Origin of the sequence: Acidovorax sp. Leaf78 (genome assembly GCF_001422735.1) — a bacterium.
In the GTDB taxonomy this organism is placed as follows: domain Bacteria; phylum Pseudomonadota; class Gammaproteobacteria; order Burkholderiales; family Burkholderiaceae_C; genus Acidovorax.
Map to the genome: position 1 here is coordinate 1 of NZ_LMLZ01000009.1, position 17,664 is coordinate 17,664.

Below are 17,664 nucleotides of genomic sequence, written 5' to 3' on the forward strand. Positions count from 1 at the left end.
TGTGAAGCTGATCAACCCCATCGCCATGGAAGAAGGTCTGCGCTTCGCTATCCGCGAAGGCGGCCGCACCGTGGGCGCTGGCGTCGTGGCCAAGATCCTTGCGTAATTCAAGCAAGGCAGAAGATACAGGGGTATAGCTCAATTGGCAGAGCGTTGGTCTCCAAAACCAAAGGTTGTAGGTTCGATTCCTACTGCCCCTGCCACTTGACAGTGGCCTCCAACAAGCCCGCCAGGCCCTGGCGGGCTTCGGTGTCTTAAGTGGCGCCGAGACTCGTAGCAGGAATTATTCAAACATGGCCACTTCACAGGTTGAAACCGTCAACACAGGCGCTGACAAAGCCAAGCTCGCGGCAGTGGTGGCTTTGGTCATCGCGTCGGTGGCTGGTTTCTATTTGCTGAGCAAGCAAGGCGTATACGTCCAGTGGGCTGCATTGATCGTCGGATTGATCGCTGCCGTGGCGGTATTCCTGATTTCTGAGCCAGGTCGTCAGTTCATCGCTTTTGCCCAGGACGCCTGGCGTGAGGTCAAGAAGGTCGTCTGGCCGACCCGCAAGGAAACCTTGCAGATGACCGCGTATGTGTTCGCCTTTGTGGTGATCATGGCGCTTTTCCTGTGGTTCACCGACAAGACGCTGGAATGGGTCTTGTACGACTTGATTTTGGGATGGAGAAAGTCATGACGAGCGCTACGGAAATCACTGGAGCTGAGGCTCCTTCTGGCGCTTCTGCTTCCGCCAACCCAGACCTGCGCTGGTACATCGTGCATGCCTACTCGGGCATGGAAAAGGCAGTGGAACGCAACATCCAGGAGCGCATCGCGCGCTCGGGCATGGAGACCAAGTTCGGTCGCATTCTGGTGCCCACGGAAGAAGTCGTGGAGATGAAGAACGGCCAGCGCAAGACGACCGAGCGTCGCTTGTTCCCCGGCTACGTGTTCGTCGAAATGATCATGGACGACGACACCTGGCATCTGGTGAAACACACCAGTAAGGTGACGGGTTTCGTGGGTGGTGCCAAGAACCGTCCTGCGCCCATTTCCGAAGAGGAAGTGCAAAAGATCGTCAGCCAGATGCAGGAAGGCACGGAGAAGCCGCGCCACAAGGTCGAATTCATGGTGGGCGAACTGGTGCGCGTCAAGGAAGGTCCTTTCACGGACTTCAATGGCTCCGTCGAAGAAGTCAACTACGAGAAGAGCCGTGTGCGCGTCTCGGTGATGATCTTCGGCCGTTCCACGCCTGTGGAGCTGGAATTCGGCCAGGTCGAAAAGACCTGAGTCAAAAGACCTGAGTCTTTTGGCAGGACCTTCGTGGTCCCCGGTGTGTTGCCAAGGCAGGCACACCATCAAATTTGGATCCCGCGCTTTCGACTCGGTGCGGGATCGTCAGGAGAGAGTCTTAACCCCGGGGAGCCGATGCTGCATGGTGCAGCGGATGGCGTCATCACCCGCAAGGAGTAAAACATGGCGAAGAAAATCGTCGGTTTTATCAAGCTGCAAGTTCCAGCTGGTAAGGCCAACCCATCCCCACCTATCGGCCCAGCACTGGGTCAGCGTGGCCTCAACATCATGGAGTTCTGCAAGGCATTCAATGCGCAGACCCAGGGCGTTGAGCCAGGCCTGCCATTGCCCGTGGTCATCACGGCTTTCGCAGACAAGAGCTTCACCTTCATCATCAAGACGCCGCCTGCGACGACTCTGATCAAGAAGGCCATCAAGCTCGACAAGGGTTCTTCGAACCCATTGAAGACAAAGGTCGGCAAGATCACGCGCGAACAGCTCGAAGAGATCGCCAAGACCAAGATGAAAGACATGAACGCTGCCAACGTCGACGCCGCTGTGCGCACGCTGGCCGGCTCTGCACGCTCGATGGGCGTGACGGTGGAGGGTTTGTAAAATGGCCAAGCTGACTAAGAAGCAAAAAGCCCTGCAAGGCAAGGTTGAGAGCACGAAGCTGTACGCCTTCGCTGACGCAGTCGTGATCGTGAAGGAAGCCGCTACGGCCAAGTTCGACGAATCCATCGACGTCGCTGTTCAGCTTGGCATCGATGCCAAGAAGTCCGACCAAGTCGTTCGCGGCGCCGTAGTGCTGCCCAACGGTACCGGCAAGACGACCCGCGTGGCCGTGTTCGCCCAAGGTGCCAAGGCTGAAGAAGCCAAGGCTGCTGGCGCCGACATCGTGGGTATGGACGACTTGGCCGCGATGGTCAAGGCCGGCGACATGCCTTTCGACGTGGTGATCGCCGCCCCTGACGCCATGCGCGTCGTGGGTACGCTGGGCCAGATCCTGGGCCCACGTGGCCTGATGCCTAACCCCAAGGTGGGCACCGTGACGCCTGACGTCGCTACGGCTGTGAAGAACGCCAAGGCAGGTCAAGTGCAGTTCCGCGTCGACAAGGCAGGCATCGTGCACAGCACGATCGGCCGTCGCTCGTTCGACAACGACAAGCTGCAAGGCAACCTGGCTGCACTGATCGACGCCCTGACGAAGGCCAAGCCTGCAACCAGCAAGGGTGTCTACCTGCGCAAGGTGGCAGTGTCTTCCACGATGGGCCTGGGTGTCCGCGTGGACACGCAGACCATCACTGCAGCGTAATTGCAAGAAATCTTCGGGCAGGCCTTCACGGGCAGGTCCGATGTGGTGGGCTGGGGCTGCTTCGGTAGCCACAGGCCATCCAAGACCGTTGGTGCGCGATCCGGTCGCGCTTAAAGCCAGACAAGGCACCAACGCAGATGGCGATCCCGCTGCAGATGGAATTTTCCAGAACAGTTGGTCGCTGCAACAAGAGCGCGCATGAGGCAACCGCCGAGTGCGCATTTTAAGGAGTAGACCTTGAGTCTTAATCGCAGTGAGAAAGAAGCGGTCATCAGTGAAGTGACCAGCCTCGCCGCTAAAGCTCAAACGCTTGTGATCGCGGAATACCGTGGCATCACGGTCGCCGACATGACCAAACTGCGTGTTGATGCTCGCAGCAAGGGCGTGACCCTGAGTGTTCTGAAGAACACCCTGGCTCGCCGTGCTGTGGCAGGTAGCGCATTTGACGTGGTGGCAGACCAGATGACCGGCCCGCTCATCTATGGCTTCTCCGAAGACGCTGTGGCCGCCGCCAAGGTGGTGGCCGATTTCGCGAAAACCAACGACAAGCTGGTGATTCGCGGTGGCGCTTTCGGTGGCAAGGCCCTGGATGTCAACGGCGTTAAGCAACTGGCTAACATTCCTTCCAAGGAAGTTCTGTTGGCTCAGATTTGTGGCTTGCTTATGTCCCCCATGTCGCGTACGGCCGTTGTGCTGGGCGCACTGGCGGCGAAAAAAGGCGAAGGCGCTGCCGAAACGGCCGCCGAACCTGTTGCGGCTTGATAGCCCGGCAGACAACCAACTAATTGTTAGGAAATAAAAATGGCATTCGATAAAGACGCATTTTTGACCGCTCTGGACAGCATGACGGTTCTGGAACTCAATGACCTGGTGAAGGCCATTGAAGAGAAGTTTGGCGTGAGCGCTGCAGCCATGGCTGCACCTGCTGCCGGCGGTGGCGGCGGTGCTGCTGCAGCTGCTGAAGAGAAGACGGAATTCAACGTTGTGCTGCTCGAAGCCGGCGCCAACAAGGTGTCCGTCATCAAGGCAGTGCGCGAAATCACCGGCCTGGGCCTCAAGGAAGCCAAGGACCTGGTGGACGGCGCTCCAAAGAACGTCAAGGAAGCTATTGCCAAGGCTGACGCCGAAGCAGCAGTCAAGAAGCTGGTGGAAGCCGGTGCCAAGGCTGAACTGAAGTAATTCAGTCCCCTTCAAGGGCTGGAGTGCTCCTCGCGGGCCTCCAGCCTTTGGTGCTTTCAGAGCGCACTTGAAAACCGGTTGGGCCCGGTTGCCGCTGGCCCCAGGCCGACGGACAGGCCCAACCGGTTTTCAAGTGTCTTCTGTCAATCCCGACAGCAGAAGATGCCTTGGTTCGGGTGATGTGCAACGCATCACCGTCCGCCATGGTTGGTAGTGGCCAACCGCCAAGCCCGCACGGAAACCTCTCCATGCGGGTCAGTCGTCGAAGACCCAGGACTCACGTCTTTGCCCGGAGATCTCATGGCCTATTCCTACACCGAACGCAAGCGAATCCGCAAGAGCTTCGGCACCCGCGATAGCGTGCTCGAAGTTCCTTATCTGCTGCAGATGCAGAAGGACGCATACACCGCATTCCTGCAGGCAGATAAAGCACCGCAGAAACGCACCATAGAAGGCCTGCAGGCTGCGTTCGACGCCGCCTTCCCCATCGTCTCCCACAACGGTTTTGTGGAGATGAAATTTATCGAGTACAACCTGGCCAAGCCTGCCTTCGACGTGCGCGAATGCCAGACCCGTGGTCTGACCTTCGCCTCGGCCGTGCGTGCCAAGGTCCAGCTGATCATCTATGACCGCGAGTCTTCGACATCGCAGTCCAAGGTGGTCAAGGAAGTGAAGGAGCAAGAGGTCTACATGGGCGAAGTGCCTTTGATGACCGACAAGGGCTCGTTCATCATCAACGGTACCGAGCGCGTGATCGTCTCCCAGCTGCACCGCTCGCCAGGCGTGTTCTTCGAACACGACAAGGGCAAGACGCACAGCTCGGGCAAGCTGCTGTTCTCGGCGCGCATCATCCCTTACCGCGGCTCGTGGCTGGACTTCGAATTCGATCCGAAGGACATCCTGTACTTCCGCGTGGACCGTCGCCGCAAGATGCCGGTCACGATCCTGCTCAAGGCCATCGGCCTGAACCCGGAATCGATCCTGGCGAACTTCTTCGTCAACGACAACTTCCGCCTGATGGACAGCGGCGCGCAGATGGAGTTCGTCTCCGAACGCCTGCGTGGCGAAGTGGCCCGTTTCGACATCACCGACAAGTCCGGCGCGGTCGTCGTTGCCAAGGACAAGCGCGTGACGGCCCGTCACACCCGCGAACTGGAGCAATCCGGCACCACGCACATCAGCGTGCCCGAAGACTTCCTGATCGGCCGCGTCGTGGCCCGCAACATCGTGGATGCGGACACCGGCGAAATCATTGCCAAGGCAAATGACGAACTGACCGAAGCACTGCTCAAGAAGCTGCGCTCGGCCGGCGTGCAGGACCTGCAGGTCATCTACACCAACGAACTCGACCAGGGCGCCTACATCTCGCAGACGCTGCGCATCGACGAAACGGTGGACGAGTTTGCCGCCCGCGTGGCCATCTACCGCATGATGCGCCCTGGCGAGCCGCCAACGGAAGACGCAGTGCAGGCCCTGTTCCAGCGCCTGTTCTACAACCCCGACACGTACGACCTGTCGCGCGTGGGCCGCATGAAGTTCAACGCCAAGATCGGCCGCGACGAATCCACCGGCCCCATGGTGCTGTCCAACGAAGACATCCTGGCCGTGGTCAAGATTCTGGTGGACCTGCGCAACGGCAACGGCGAAGTCGATGACATCGATCACCTGGGCAACCGCCGCGTGCGCTGTGTGGGCGAACTGGCCGAAAACCAGTACCGCACGGGTCTGGCACGTATCGAAAAGGCTGTGAAGGAGCGTCTGGGCCAGGCCGAGCAAGAGCCGCTGATGCCGCACGACCTGATCAACAGCAAGCCGATCTCGGCCGCCCTGAAGGAATTCTTCGGTGCTTCGCAGCTGTCGCAGTTCATGGACCAGACCAACCCGCTGGCAGAAATCACGCACAAGCGCCGTGTTTCCGCACTGGGCCCAGGCGGTCTGACCCGCGAACGTGCCGGCTTCGAAGTGCGTGACGTGCACGTGACCCATTACGGCCGCGTCTGCCCTATCGAAACGCCTGAAGGCCCGAACATCGGCCTGATCAACTCTCTGGCCCTGTACGCCCGCCTGAACGAGTACGGTTTCATCGAAACCCCGTACCGCCGCGTGGTGGACGGCAAGGTGACGAACGAGATCGACTACCTGTCGGCCATCGAAGAAGGCAAGTACGTGATCGCGCAGGCCAACGCCGTGCTCGACAAGGACGGCCGCTTGACGGGTGACCTGGTCTCTGCCCGTGAAAAGGGTGAATCCATCCTGTGCGGCGCAGACCGCGTGCAGTACATGGACGTGTCTCCCGCGCAGATCGTGTCGGTGGCAGCATCGCTGGTTCCGTTCCTGGAGCACGACGATGCGAACCGCGCGCTGATGGGCGCCAACATGTCGCGCCAGGCCGTGCCTGTGCTGCGTCCTGAAAAGCCTCTGGTGGGCACGGGCATCGAGCGCGTGGCGGCTGTGGACTCGGGCACCGTGGTCACGGCCACCCGCGGCGGTATCGTCGACTATGTCGACGCGACCCGCATCGTGGTGCGCGTGAACGACGAGGAAGCCGTGGCCGGTGAAGTGGGTGTGGACATCTACAACCTCATCAAGTACCAGCGTTCCAACCAGAACACCAACATCCACCAGCGTCCCATCGTCCAAAAGGGCGACAAGCTGGTCAAGGGTGACGTGATCGCCGACGGCGCATCGACGGACTTCGGCGAAATCGCCATCGGCCAGAACATGCTGATCGCGTTCATGCCCTGGAACGGCTACAACTTCGAAGATTCGATCCTGATCTCCGAACGCGTGGTGGCCGAAGACCGCTACACCTCGATCCACATCGAGGAACTGGTGGTCATGGCCCGCGACACGAAGCTGGGCGCCGAAGAAATCACGCGCGACATTCCGAACCTGTCGGAGCAGCAACTGAACCGCCTGGACGAGTCCGGCATCATCTACGTGGGCGCCGAAGTGCAACCCGGCGATACGCTGGTGGGCAAGGTCACGCCCAAGGGTGAGACCACCCTCACGCCTGAAGAGAAGCTCCTGCGCGCCATCTTCGGCGAGAAGGCTTCCGACGTGAAGGACACCTCGCTGCGCGTGGACCAGGGCTCGTCGGGCACCGTGATCGACGTGCAGGTGTTCACCCGCGAAGGCATCCAGCGCGACAAGCGCGCCCAGCAGATCATCGACGATGAACTCAAGCGCTTCCGCCTGGACCTGAACGACCAGCTGCGCATCGTCGAGGCCGACGCCTTCGACCGTATCGAGAAGCTGCTGAACAACCGCGTGGCCAACGGCGGCCCGCAAAAGCTGTCCAAGGGCACCAAGATCGACAAGGCCTACCTGGCCTCCGTCGAGAAGTTCCACTGGTTCGACATCCGCCCTGCGGAAGACGAAGTCGCCACGCAACTCGAGTCCATCAAGAACGCTCTGGAGCAGACGCGCCACAGCTTCGACCTGGCCTTCGAAGAAAAGCGCAAGAAGCTCACGCAAGGCGACGAGCTGCCCGCTGGCGTGCTCAAGATGGTCAAGGTGTACCTGGCCGTCAAGCGCCGCCTGCAGCCTGGTGACAAGATGGCCGGCCGCCACGGTAACAAGGGTGTGGTTTCCAAGATCGTTCCGGTCGAAGACATGCCTTACATGGCCGACGGCACCCCTGCCGACATCGTTCTGAACCCGCTGGGCGTGCCTTCGCGGATGAACATCGGTCAGGTGCTGGAAGTCCACCTGGGCTGGGCCGGCAAGGGAATTGGCCAGCGCATCGGCAACATGCTGCAGGAAGAGGCCAAGGCGTCGGAACTGCGCAAGTTCATGGAAGAGGTCTACAACTCCCGTGGCCGTACCGAGGACCTGTCGCAGCTGAGCGATGAAGACCTCGTCGCCATGGCCGTCAACCTCACCAATGGCGTGCCGTATGCCACTCCCGTGTTCGATGGTGCTTCGGAAGAAGAAATCAAGGACATGCTGAAGATCGCCTATCCGGACGACATCGCCGAGCGCAAGGGCCTCACGTCCACGCGCACCCAGGCGTACCTGTTCGACGGCCGCACCGGCGAACGCTTCGAGCGTCCGACGACCATCGGCTACATGCACTACCTGAAGCTGCACCATTTGGTGGACGACAAGATGCATGCCCGCTCGACCGGTCCTTACTCGCTCGTCACGCAGCAACCGCTGGGCGGCAAGGCGCAGTTCGGTGGCCAGCGTTTCGGGGAAATGGAAGTGTGGGCGCTGGAAGCTTACGGCGCCGCCTACGTGCTGCAGGAAATGCTGACGGTGAAGTCCGACGACGTGGTGGGCCGTACCAAGGTGTACGAATCCATCGTCAAGGGCGAACACGCGATCGAAGCCGGCATGCCGGAATCGTTCAACGTGCTGGTCAAGGAAATCCGTTCGCTGGGCCTGGACATCGAGCTGGAACGCTCCTAAGCAGAAAAGGAAAGAGTCACTATGAAATCGCTACTCGACCTGTTCAAGCAATTCACGCCGGATGAGCACTTCGATGCCATCCGCATCGGCATGGCTTCGCCCGAGAAGATCCGTTCGTGGTCTTTCGGCGAAGTGAAGAAGCCCGAAACCATCAACTACCGCACGTTCAAGCCCGAGCGCGACGGCCTGTTCTGCGCCAAAATCTTCGGCCCCATCAAGGACTACGAATGCCTGTGCGGCAAGTACAAGCGTTTGAAGCACCGTGGCGTGATCTGCGAGAAGTGCGGCGTTGAAGTCACGCAGACCAAGGTGCGCCGCGAACGCATGGGCCACATCGACCTGGCCGCGCCTTGCGCTCACATCTGGTTCCTGAAGTCGCTGCCATCGCGTCTGGGCCTGGTGCTCGACATGACGCTGCGCGACATCGAGCGCGTGCTGTACTTTGAAGCCTACGTGGTGACCGACCCCGGCATGACCCCGCTGAAGAAGTTCAGCATCATGTCCGAGGACGACTACGACGCCAAGCGCAAGGAATACGGCGACGAATTCATTGCCAAGATGGGCGCCGAAGGCATCAAGGACCTGCTGGAATCCATCGACATCGACCTGTCGATCGAACGCCTGCGCGGCGACCTGACCGGCTCCGAAGTCAAGGTCAAGAAGAACGCCAAGCGCCTGAAGGTGCTGGAAGCATTCAAGAAGTCGGGCATCAAGCCCGAGTGGATGGTGCTCGAAGTGCTGCCCGTGTTGCCACCGGACCTGCGTCCGCTGGTGCCGCTCGATGGTGGCCGCTTCGCCACGTCCGACCTGAACGATCTGTACCGCCGCGTCATCAACCGCAACTCGCGTCTGCGCCGCCTGCTGGAGCTGAAGGCCCCTGAAATCATCGCCCGCAACGAAAAGCGGATGCTGCAGGAAGCCGTCGACTCGCTGCTGGACAACGGCCGCCGTGGCAAGGCCATGACAGGCGCCAACAAGCGCGCGCTGAAGTCGCTGGCCGACATGATCAAGGGCAAGTCGGGCCGTTTCCGCCAGAACTTGCTGGGCAAGCGGGTGGACTACTCGGGCCGTTCCGTGATCACCGTGGGCCCAACGCTCAAGCTGCACCAGTGCGGCCTGCCCAAGCTGATGGCTCTGGAGCTGTTCAAGCCCTTCATCTTCTCGCGCCTGGAAGCCATGGGCATCGCGACGACGATCAAGGCTGCCAAGAAGGAAGTCGAATCCGGCACGCCGGTGGTGTGGGACATCCTGGAAGAGGTCATCAAGGAACACCCCGTGATGCTCAACCGTGCGCCTACGCTGCACCGTCTGGGTATCCAGGCCTTCGAGCCCATCCTGATCGAAGGCAAGGCCATCCAGCTGCACCCCCTCGTCTGCGCGGCCTTCAACGCCGACTTCGACGGTGACCAGATGGCCGTCCACGTCCCGCTGTCGGTGGAAGCGCAGATGGAAGCCCGCACGCTGATGCTGGCCTCCAACAACGTGCTGTTCCCTGCATCGGGCGAGCCCTCCATCGTTCCTTCGCAGGACGTGGTGCTGGGCCTGTACTACGCCACCCGTGACCGTATCAACGGCAAGGGCGAAGGCCTGGTGTTCGCCGACACCGGTGAAGTGCAGCGTGCTCTGGACGCCGGCGAAGTCGAACTCGCCGCCAAGATCACGGTGCGCATGACCGAGTGGACCAAGAACAAGGAAACGGGCGAATTCGTTCCGTCCACCTCGCTCGTGGAAACCACCGCCGGCCGTGCACTGCTGTCCGAGATTCTTCCCAAGGGCCTGCCGTTCTCCAACATGAACAAGGCGCTCAAGAAGAAGGAAATCTCGCGCCTGATCAACGTCTCATTCCGCAAGTGCGGTCTGAAGGAAACGGTCGTGTTCGCCGACAAGCTGCTGCAAAACGGCTTCCGTCTGGCCACGCGCGCCGGTATCTCGATCGCCATCGACGACATGCTCGTGCCTCCACAAAAGGCCGGCATCATCGAGCGCTCCGAGAAGGAAGTGAAAGAGATCGAACAGCAGTACGTGTCCGGTCTGGTCACCTCTGGCGAGCGCTACAACAAGGTGGTGGACATCTGGGGCAAGGCCGGCGACGAAGTGTCCAAGGTCATGATGGCCCAGCTGTCCAAGCAAAAGGTCATCGACCGCCACGGCAACGAAGTGGACCAGGAGTCCTTCAACTCCATCTACATGATGGCCGACTCGGGCGCCCGGGGTTCTGCTGCGCAGATTCGCCAGGTGGCCGGTATGCGGGGTCTGATGGCCAAGCCTGACGGCTCGATCATCGAGACGCCCATCACCGCGAACTTCCGCGAAGGTCTGAACGTGCTGGAGTACTTCATCTCCACCCACGGTGCCCGTAAGGGTCTGGCCGACACGGCGCTGAAGACGGCCAACTCTGGCTACCTGACGCGCCGCCTGGTGGACGTGACGCAGGATCTGGTCGTGACCGAGGAAGATTGCGGCACCTTCAATGGCTCGCTGATGCGCGCCATCGTCGAAGGCGGTGAAGTGATCGAATCGCTGCGCGACCGTATCCTGGGCCGTACCGCTGCCGAAGACGTTCTGCACCCCGAGAACCGCTCGGTGCTGGTGCCTGCCGGCGTGATGCTGGAAGAAGACATCATCGAAGAGATGGAAGCGGCTGGCGTGGACGAAGTGAAGGTACGCACTGCACTGACCTGCGAAACCCGCTACGGCCTGTGCGCCAAGTGCTACGGACGCGACTTGGGCCGTGGCGGCCTGATCAACCTCGGCGAAGCCGTGGGTGTGATCGCTGCCCAGTCCATCGGCGAACCCGGCACGCAGCTGACCATGCGCACGTTCCACATCGGTGGTGCGGCATCGCGTGCAGCCATCGCGTCGAGCGTGGAAGCCAAGTCCAACGGCGTGATCGGCTTCAACGCCACGATGCGCTACGTGAGCAATACCAAGGGCGAGCTGGTCGTCATTGCGCGTTCGGGTGAAATCATCATCCACGACGAGCATGGCCGCGAGCGCGAACGCCACAAGGTGCCTTACGGCGCGACGCTGACGGTCAAGGCCGACCAGACCATCAAGGCCGGTACCATCCTGGCCAACTGGGACCCGCTGACGCGACCCATCATCACCGAGTTCGCCGGTCAAACCAAGTTCGAGAACGTCGAAGAAGGTCTCACGGTGGCCAAGCAGGTCGACGAAGTGACCGGCCTGTCCACGCTGGTGGTGATCGACCCCAAGCGCCGCGGCGCTGCCAAGGTCGTTCGTCCTCAGGTGAAGCTGATCGACGCGCAGGGCAACGAAGTGAAGATCCCTGGCACCGACCACTCGGTGACCATCGGCTTCCAGGTCGGCGCTCTGATCCAGGTGCGCGACGGCCAGGACGTGGGCCCCGGCGAGGTGCTGGCCCGTATCCCGGTCGAAGGTCAGAAGACCCGCGACATTACCGGCGGTCTGCCCCGCGTGGCCGAGCTGTTCGAAGCCCGTACTCCGAAGGACAAGGGCACGCTGGCCGAAATGACCGGTACCGTGTCGTTCGGCAAGGAAACCAAGGGCAAGGTCCGCTTGCAGATCACCGATCCTGAAGGCCACGTGTTCGAAGAACTCGTGCCCAAGGAAAAGAACATCCTGGTGCACGAAGGCCAGGTGGTGAACAAGGGCGAATCGATTGTGGACGGCCCGGCCGACCCGCAAGACATCCTGCGCCTGCTGGGTATCGAAGAGCTGTCGCGCTACATCGTGGATGAAGTGCAGGACGTGTACCGCTTGCAGGGCGTGAAGATCAACGACAAGCACATCGAGGTGATCGTTCGCCAGATGCTGCGCCGTGTCGTGGTCGAGAACACCGGCGAGTCGAACTACATTGCCGGTGAACAGGTCGAGCGCTCCGAGATCCTGAACACCAACGATGCACTGCAGTCCGAAGGCAAGATCGCCGCGACCTACAGCAACCTGCTGCTGGGTATCACGAAGGCATCGCTGTCGACCGACTCGTTCATCTCGGCGGCTTCCTTCCAGGAAACGACCCGCGTGCTCACCGAGGCTGCCATCATGGGCAAGCGCGACGAACTGCGTGGCCTGAAGGAAAACGTGATCGTGGGTCGCCTGATCCCTGCCGGTACCGGCATGGCCTACCACCAGGCACGCAAGGCCAAGGACGCCATGGACGACGCAGAGCGCCGTGCCATCGCCGACGCCGAAGCTGCCGAAATGGAAGCGCAGGCGGATACGGCGGACGTCGAAGGCAGCGCCACCGTGGCTGCCAGCGACAACACGGCCGATTGAGGCCAAGGCTGAACCCGTTCTTCGCCATGCGCGAAAGACGGGTTCACCGTGGCCTTCAGCCCCCAGGCTGTCTTTGAAACGCTCCCGTCCTGTCCCAGGCAGGCCGGGAGCGTTTTTCATTCAATTCGTTGTTTCGTTCACCCCTTCTTCGGGCCGTGCGCGCCAAGTCCGCGCTGCCGGCATCTGTGCATGTGGTCATCGCCTCTTTTCTGGATCGTCATCGCCATCGCTCTGTTCTGGGCGCTGGGTGCCTACAACCGGCTGATGCGGTTGCGATCGGCTGTCGTGCAGTCGTTCGGCAGCTTCGACGCCCACATGGTGCGCCAGGTGGCGCTACTGGGGGAGTTCAACGCGGCTTGCTCGGTGCAACAGAACGACGCTGAACTGTCTGCACACCAGGAGATGGCGGCGCTGCAGGGCGCCACCACCCAGTTGAGCGCGTCGCTGGCCGTGGCCAGGGCCCGGCCCCTGCGGCCCGATGCGATGGCCGCGCTGGCCGCTGCGCGCGACGTGCTGCACGCCAGCTGGCCTGGCGCGCTGCGCAAGGCGCAAGAAGCTGCCGTGGTCACGGTGCCTGCGGCTGCGCTACCTGCCGCAGCGCCAGCCAATGAGGGCGAGGAGCACAACAGTGCCCCGCTGGCGGAGGTGTTGTCGCCCTCGCTGTTCTGGTCGGTGCGCTGGGGCGACCATGTGCAGCAGAACGATCAGGCCATTGCCGTCTTCAATGACGCTGTGGTGCAGTACAACGAAGCCATCGTCCAGTTTCCAGCCAACCTGCTGGCCTGGGCGTTTGGCTTCAAAGCGGCACGCGGGCTGTAGCCGCCCGCGCACCGAAGGACCCCCATGAGCTCCTCACCATCCCGGGGCAATACGCCCCCAGCCGCGCAGCCCCCGGGCGCAGGGTCTTCCGCCACGGGCCGTGGCGGCCCGCCAGGCCAAAAGCCGCAAGCCGTCGCGCTGTGGCAGCAACTGCTGGCCGTGGCTGGCGCGCTGCAGGCCATCCGCGCCGGGCAGTCCGGCACCGCGGCGCTGGCCGCTGTCGAGGCAGTGTTGCGCCCGGGCGTGCAGGCCCTGCTGTTCCAGGTGCTGCGCCAAGCCGGCCGGGCCGAGGCCCTGCGCCGTGCCATGGTGCCGCGCACGCCGCCCCCCGCTGCAGATGCCTTGCTCTGCACAGCCCTGGCGTTGTGCTGGAACCCGGAGGAGTCGCCGTACGAGCCCTTCACCCTGGTGAACCAGGCGGTCGAGGCCGCCAAGCGCCACGCCGGTACGCGCGCGCAGTCGTCCTTCATCAACGGCTGCCTGCGCAGGTTCCTGCGCGAGCGCGACGCCCTGGTGCAGGGCACCGACGCCGACCCCTTGGCGCGGTGGAACCACCCCGCCTGGTGGATCGCCCGCTTGCGCAAGGACCACCCGGCGCATTGGGAGCAGATCTTGCGCGCCAACAACACCCACGCGCCCATGACGCTGCGGGTCAATGCACAAAAAAGCACGCTACCGCTCTACCAGAAAGCGCTAGATGCTATCAATTTTGATTCTGAGCCTGTTGGTGCGTCGGGGCTGGAATTGCGCCAGGCAGTGCCGGTGCAGGCCTTGCCAGGCTTCGCCGATGGCCACGTCTCTGTACAAGACGCTGCTGCGCAGCTGGCCGCACCGCTGCTGCTCGATGGCTTGGATCTGTCGCAGCCGCTGCGGGTGCTAGACGCCTGCGCCGCACCGGGCGGAAAGACGGCCCACCTGCTCGAGATGGCCGGCGCCGGCGCCCCTTTGCAGGTGACGGCCCTGGAGATCGACCCGCTGCGCAGCGCCCGGATCGGCGAAACCCTGCAGCGGCTGGGTCTGCAAGCCCAGGTGGTGGTGGCCGACGCGGCCCGCCCCGAGGACTGGTGGCAGCAGCAGTGCGGTGGCGCGCTTTTCGACGCCATCTTGCTCGACGCTCCGTGCACGGCATCCGGCATCGTGCGGCGCCACCCTGACGTGCGGTGGCTGCGCCGCGAGAGCGACATCGCCCAGCTGGCCGTTCTGCAGGCACGGCTGCTGGCCGCGTTGTGGCCGCTGGTGCGCCCCGGCGGGCGGTTGCTGTACTGCACCTGCTCGGTGTTCCGCGCCGAGGGAGAGGGGCAGGTCCAAACGTTTCTTGCGCACAACACCGATGCGCAATTGCTGCCGTCACCCGGCCATTTAATTCCCGGTAAAGCGGACAAGCCCGGAACTGTCCCGGACAATCAGTTGGGTGATCACGACGGATTTTTTTACGCACTGTTGCAGAAATCGCCGCAATGAGTCGCAATGGACTCGTTGGAGCCTGCTTTGCAGCGTTCTGTTGGTGTTGTGGAGCTGCTGCTTCCTGGCATCCGTCTCGGTAGCGGCCCCTTCCGCTGTCCCTGAAGTGGGGGACCTGCGGCTGGATCGCACGGAAGACGGCCTGTACCTCAGCGCCAACCTGCAAGTCCTGCTGCCCGAGCTGGCCGAGGATGCGCTCTACAAAGGCATCCCCATGTACTTCGTGGCCGAAGCCCAGGTCACCCGAGACCGCTGGTACTGGTACGACCGGCAAGTGGCGGAAACAACCCGGTATCTGCGACTAAGTTACCAGCCGCTCACCCGGCGGTGGCGCCTCAACATATCGCCAGTGCCTTTCACCAACAGCGGGCTTGGCGTGGTACTGGGCCAGACGTTTGATGAATATGACGACGCGATGGCCGCCATACAGCGCTTTTCACGCTGGAAAATCGCCGAAGGCGACGTCATGGACGCCGATACCGTTCACACCGTGCATTTCAGGTTCAGGCTCGACACCTCCCAGCTGCCCCGTCCGTTCCAGATCGGCACCGTGGGCCGCTCGGGCTGGAACCTCCTGGTATCGCGCAGCCAGCGCGTCGGTGCCCTAGAGCCTGCCAAGTGAGCCCGGATCCTGTCAGTACCCCCGGCTCGGCCTCTGCCCACGCGGCGGCCCGGCAATCCCGCGCGGTGCGGTGGGCGGTGGGGGTGGGCGCGGCCATCATGTCCGCCATCGGGCTGGTGCTGCTGTTTCTGCTGACGCTGGCCACCAACAACCGCGCCCTGTACGAGCGCAACTACGCCTGGCTCTTCGGCGTGAACGTGCTGGTGGCACTGCTGCTGCTGGCCGTGCTGGTCTGGGTTGCTGCGCGCCTGTCCATGCGGCTGCGCAAGGGACGCTTCGGCAGCCGCCTGCTGGTCAAGCTGGCCGCCATCTTTGCGCTGGTGGGGCTGATGCCGGGGCTGCTGATCTACGTGGTGTCCTACCAATTCGTCACCCGGTCGATCGAAAGCTGGTTCGACGTGAAGGTGGAAGGGGCGCTGTCCGCCGGCGTCAACCTGGCGCGCGTGTCGCTCGACTCGCTGGCCACCGACATGGCCTCCAAGACACGCAATGCCGGCACACAGGTGGCCCAGGTGCCAGACGCCGCCGCAGGCCTGGTGCTGGAGCGCATTCGCGACCAGCTGGGCGCGACCGACGTGGTGCTGTGGAACGCTGCAGGCCAGGCCGTGGCCAGCGCAGGGCAGTCCCGCTTCAGCCTCAACCCCGAGCGCCCCAGCGTGTCGCTGTTGCGCACCGTACGCCAGCAACGCGCCAGCGCCCAGATCGAGGGGCTGGACGACATCTCCGACCCCGCCGCAGCCCAGAACGCCCGCGTGAAGGTGCTGGCCCTTGTCAGCAACCCCAGCGTGGGCCTGCTGGCCGAGCCGCGCTATCTGCAGGCCACATTGCCGCTGCCCGCCGCCCTGGTGGCCAACGCCATCGCCGTGCAAGAGGCCAACCGCGAATACCAGGAGCGTGCCCTGTCACGCGGCGGCCTGCGGCGCATGTACGTCGGCACGCTCACCTTGAGCCTGTTTCTGGCCGTGTTCGGCGCGGTGCTGCTGGCCGTGCTGCTGGGCAATCAACTCGTGCGGCCCCTGTTGGTGCTGGCCGAAGGCGTGCGCGAGGTGGCCGCAGGCAACCTGAGCCCCAAGGCCGCGCTGCAGGGCAAAGACGAGCTGGGCGGCCTCACACGGTCGTTTGCGCTCATGACCCAGCAGCTCGCAGACGCCCGCCACGCTGTGGAGCTGAGCATGGGCGAGGTCGATGCCTCGCGGGCCAACCTGCAGACCATCCTCGACAACCTCACCGCCGGCGTCATCGTGCTGGACGATCAGGGCGTCATCCGCTCGTCCAACCCCGGCGCAACGCGCATCCTGCGCGCGCCCATGGCAGCGTACGAAGGGCGGGCGCTGGCAGAAGTACCCGGCCTGTCCGAATTCGCAGCGGCAATCCAAGGCCACTTCGACGCCTTTCTGGGCGATAACGAGCGGCACGGGCTTGACCACTGGCAGCAACCGTTCGAGCTGCATGCGTCGTCCATCGGCGTGGGGCAGCACGCCACCAGCCTGGTCGCGCGGGGCGCTGAACTGCCCGATTCCGCGCGACTGTTGGTTTTTGACGACATTTCAGAGATTGTTTCTGCACAACGTGCGCAGGCCTGGGGCGAGGTGGCGCGCCGCCTCGCGCACGAGATCAAGAACCCTTTGACGCCCATCCAGCTGTCTGCCGAACGCCTGGAAATGAAGCTGGCCGGCAAGCTGCAAGGCCCCGAGCAAGCAGTGGTGACCAAGTCCGTCAAGACCATCGTGGACCAGGTCGATGCGATGAAGCGGCTGGTCAACGAGTTTCGCGACTACGCCCGCTTGCCGGCAGCAGAGCTGCAATTGCTGGACATCAATGCGCTGGTGACCGACGTGCTGAATCTCTATGGCGAAGAGAACGCCACCGTCCGCGTGGAGGCCGAGCTGGACCCCCGTTGCCCCTCGATAGCGGGCGATGCGCAGCAGCTGCGCCAGGTCGTCCACAACCTCTTGCAAAACGCCCAGGACTCCACCGAGCAGGCCGGCGCCACGGCCACCGAACCGCTGCCGCCGGTGCGCATCAGCACCCGCTGGAGTGAGTCTTCACGCCGCGTGCGGCTCACCGTGGCAGACAGTGGCGGCGGCTTTCCGGCGCACATCCTGCAGCGCGCTTTCGAGCCCTACGTCACCACCAAACCACGCGGCACCGGCCTGGGTCTGGCCGTGGTCAAAAAGATCGCCGACGAGCACGGCGCACGCATCGACCTGTCCAACCGCACCGAAGATGGCGTGGTGCGCGGGGCCCAAGTGTCGTTATCATTCGCCCCTGAACCAGCGTTGGCGGCATAACAACACCGCCCCGCAGTACTTCCCAAGG

12 protein-coding genes, 1 tRNA gene and 1 pseudogene are annotated in these 17,664 nt (G+C 62.8%); all 14 read left to right on the top strand.

Annotation, left to right across the window (positions count from 1 at the left end; all coding sequences use genetic code 11):
* Nucleotides 1-106: pseudogene (locus ASF16_RS25345) on the top strand (elongation factor Tu); the annotation flags it as partial.
* A gap of 21 nt (nt 107-127) precedes the next feature.
* Nucleotides 128-203, top strand: a tRNA-Trp gene (locus tag ASF16_RS07715).
* Between the two features lie 90 nt (nt 204-293).
* A complete protein-coding gene (gene secE, locus ASF16_RS07720) occupies nt 294-680 on the top strand; it encodes a preprotein translocase subunit SecE (protein ID WP_056165003.1) in 387 nt (128 codons plus the stop codon).
* Nucleotides 677-1,273: a transcription termination/antitermination protein NusG gene (nusG, locus tag ASF16_RS07725; protein WP_056165005.1), complete on the top strand. Its 597-nt coding sequence runs from the start codon at nt 677-679 to the stop codon at nt 1,271-1,273. Before secE ends, nusG begins: the two co-directional genes overlap by 4 nt.
* Before the next feature lie 186 nt (nt 1,274-1,459).
* Nucleotides 1,460-1,891, top strand: coding sequence for a 50S ribosomal protein L11 (gene rplK, locus ASF16_RS07730; protein WP_007850051.1), 432 nt, complete (start codon nt 1,460-1,462; stop codon nt 1,889-1,891).
* A 1-nt stretch (nt 1,892) separates the two neighbouring features.
* Entirely contained in the window at nt 1,893-2,591 is a 699-nt protein-coding gene (gene rplA, locus ASF16_RS07735; protein ID WP_056165008.1) for a 50S ribosomal protein L1, read from the top strand.
* Between the two features lie 237 nt (nt 2,592-2,828).
* Nucleotides 2,829-3,353 (top strand): 50S ribosomal protein L10, encoded by a 525-nt coding sequence (gene rplJ / locus ASF16_RS07740; RefSeq protein WP_056165010.1) that lies wholly within the window; start codon nt 2,829-2,831, stop codon nt 3,351-3,353.
* Nucleotides 3,354-3,392: 39 nt separating this feature from the next.
* Nucleotides 3,393-3,770: a 50S ribosomal protein L7/L12 gene (gene rplL, locus ASF16_RS07745; RefSeq protein WP_007850046.1), complete on the top strand. Its 378-nt coding sequence runs from the start codon at nt 3,393-3,395 to the stop codon at nt 3,768-3,770.
* A 300-nt stretch (nt 3,771-4,070) separates the two neighbouring features.
* Nucleotides 4,071-8,183, top strand: a complete 4,113-nt coding sequence (gene rpoB, locus ASF16_RS07750; RefSeq protein WP_056165012.1) for a DNA-directed RNA polymerase subunit beta — start codon at nt 4,071-4,073, stop codon at nt 8,181-8,183.
* A 21-nt stretch (nt 8,184-8,204) separates the two neighbouring features.
* A complete protein-coding gene (gene rpoC / locus ASF16_RS07755) occupies nt 8,205-12,443 on the top strand; it encodes a DNA-directed RNA polymerase subunit beta' (protein WP_056165013.1) in 4,239 nt (1,412 codons plus the stop codon).
* A gap of 189 nt (nt 12,444-12,632) precedes the next feature.
* Nucleotides 12,633-13,262 (top strand): LemA family protein, encoded by a 630-nt coding sequence (locus tag ASF16_RS07760; protein WP_056165016.1) that lies wholly within the window; start codon nt 12,633-12,635, stop codon nt 13,260-13,262.
* Nucleotides 13,263-13,286: 24 nt separating this feature from the next.
* The gene (rsmB, locus tag ASF16_RS07765; protein ID WP_056165018.1) at nt 13,287-14,723 is read left to right on the top strand and encodes a 16S rRNA (cytosine(967)-C(5))-methyltransferase RsmB; all 1,437 of its coding nucleotides are present in this window, start codon (nt 13,287-13,289) and stop codon (nt 14,721-14,723) included.
* A 37-nt stretch (nt 14,724-14,760) separates the two neighbouring features.
* A complete protein-coding gene (locus ASF16_RS07770; protein ID WP_369817127.1) occupies nt 14,761-15,345 on the top strand; it encodes a DUF4390 domain-containing protein in 585 nt (194 codons plus the stop codon).
* A complete protein-coding gene (locus tag ASF16_RS07775; protein WP_056165022.1) occupies nt 15,342-17,636 on the top strand; it encodes an ATP-binding protein in 2,295 nt (764 codons plus the stop codon). Before ASF16_RS07770 ends, ASF16_RS07775 begins: the two co-directional genes overlap by 4 nt.
* Nucleotides 17,637-17,664: the final 28 nt, after the last annotated feature.

Excerpts from the sequence above, each read along its gene's own strand:
- rplL (WP_007850046.1), top strand. The coding sequence starts at position 3,393 with ATGGCATTCGATAAAGACGCATTTTTGACCGCTCTGGACAGCATGACG.
- rplK (WP_007850051.1), top strand. The coding sequence starts at position 1,460 with ATGGCGAAGAAAATCGTCGGTTTTATCAAGCTGCAAGTTCCAGCTGGT.
- nusG (WP_056165005.1), top strand. The coding sequence starts at position 677 with ATGACGAGCGCTACGGAAATCACTGGAGCTGAGGCTCCTTCTGGCGCT.
- rpoC (WP_056165013.1), top strand. The coding sequence starts at position 8,205 with ATGAAATCGCTACTCGACCTGTTCAAGCAATTCACGCCGGATGAGCAC.
- rplA (WP_056165008.1), top strand. The coding sequence starts at position 1,893 with ATGGCCAAGCTGACTAAGAAGCAAAAAGCCCTGCAAGGCAAGGTTGAG.
- secE (WP_056165003.1), top strand. The coding sequence starts at position 294 with ATGGCCACTTCACAGGTTGAAACCGTCAACACAGGCGCTGACAAAGCC.
- rsmB (WP_056165018.1), top strand. The coding sequence starts at position 13,287 with ATGAGCTCCTCACCATCCCGGGGCAATACGCCCCCAGCCGCGCAGCCC.
- rpoB (WP_056165012.1), top strand. The coding sequence starts at position 4,071 with ATGGCCTATTCCTACACCGAACGCAAGCGAATCCGCAAGAGCTTCGGC.
- ASF16_RS07760 (WP_056165016.1), top strand. The coding sequence starts at position 12,633 with ATGTGGTCATCGCCTCTTTTCTGGATCGTCATCGCCATCGCTCTGTTC.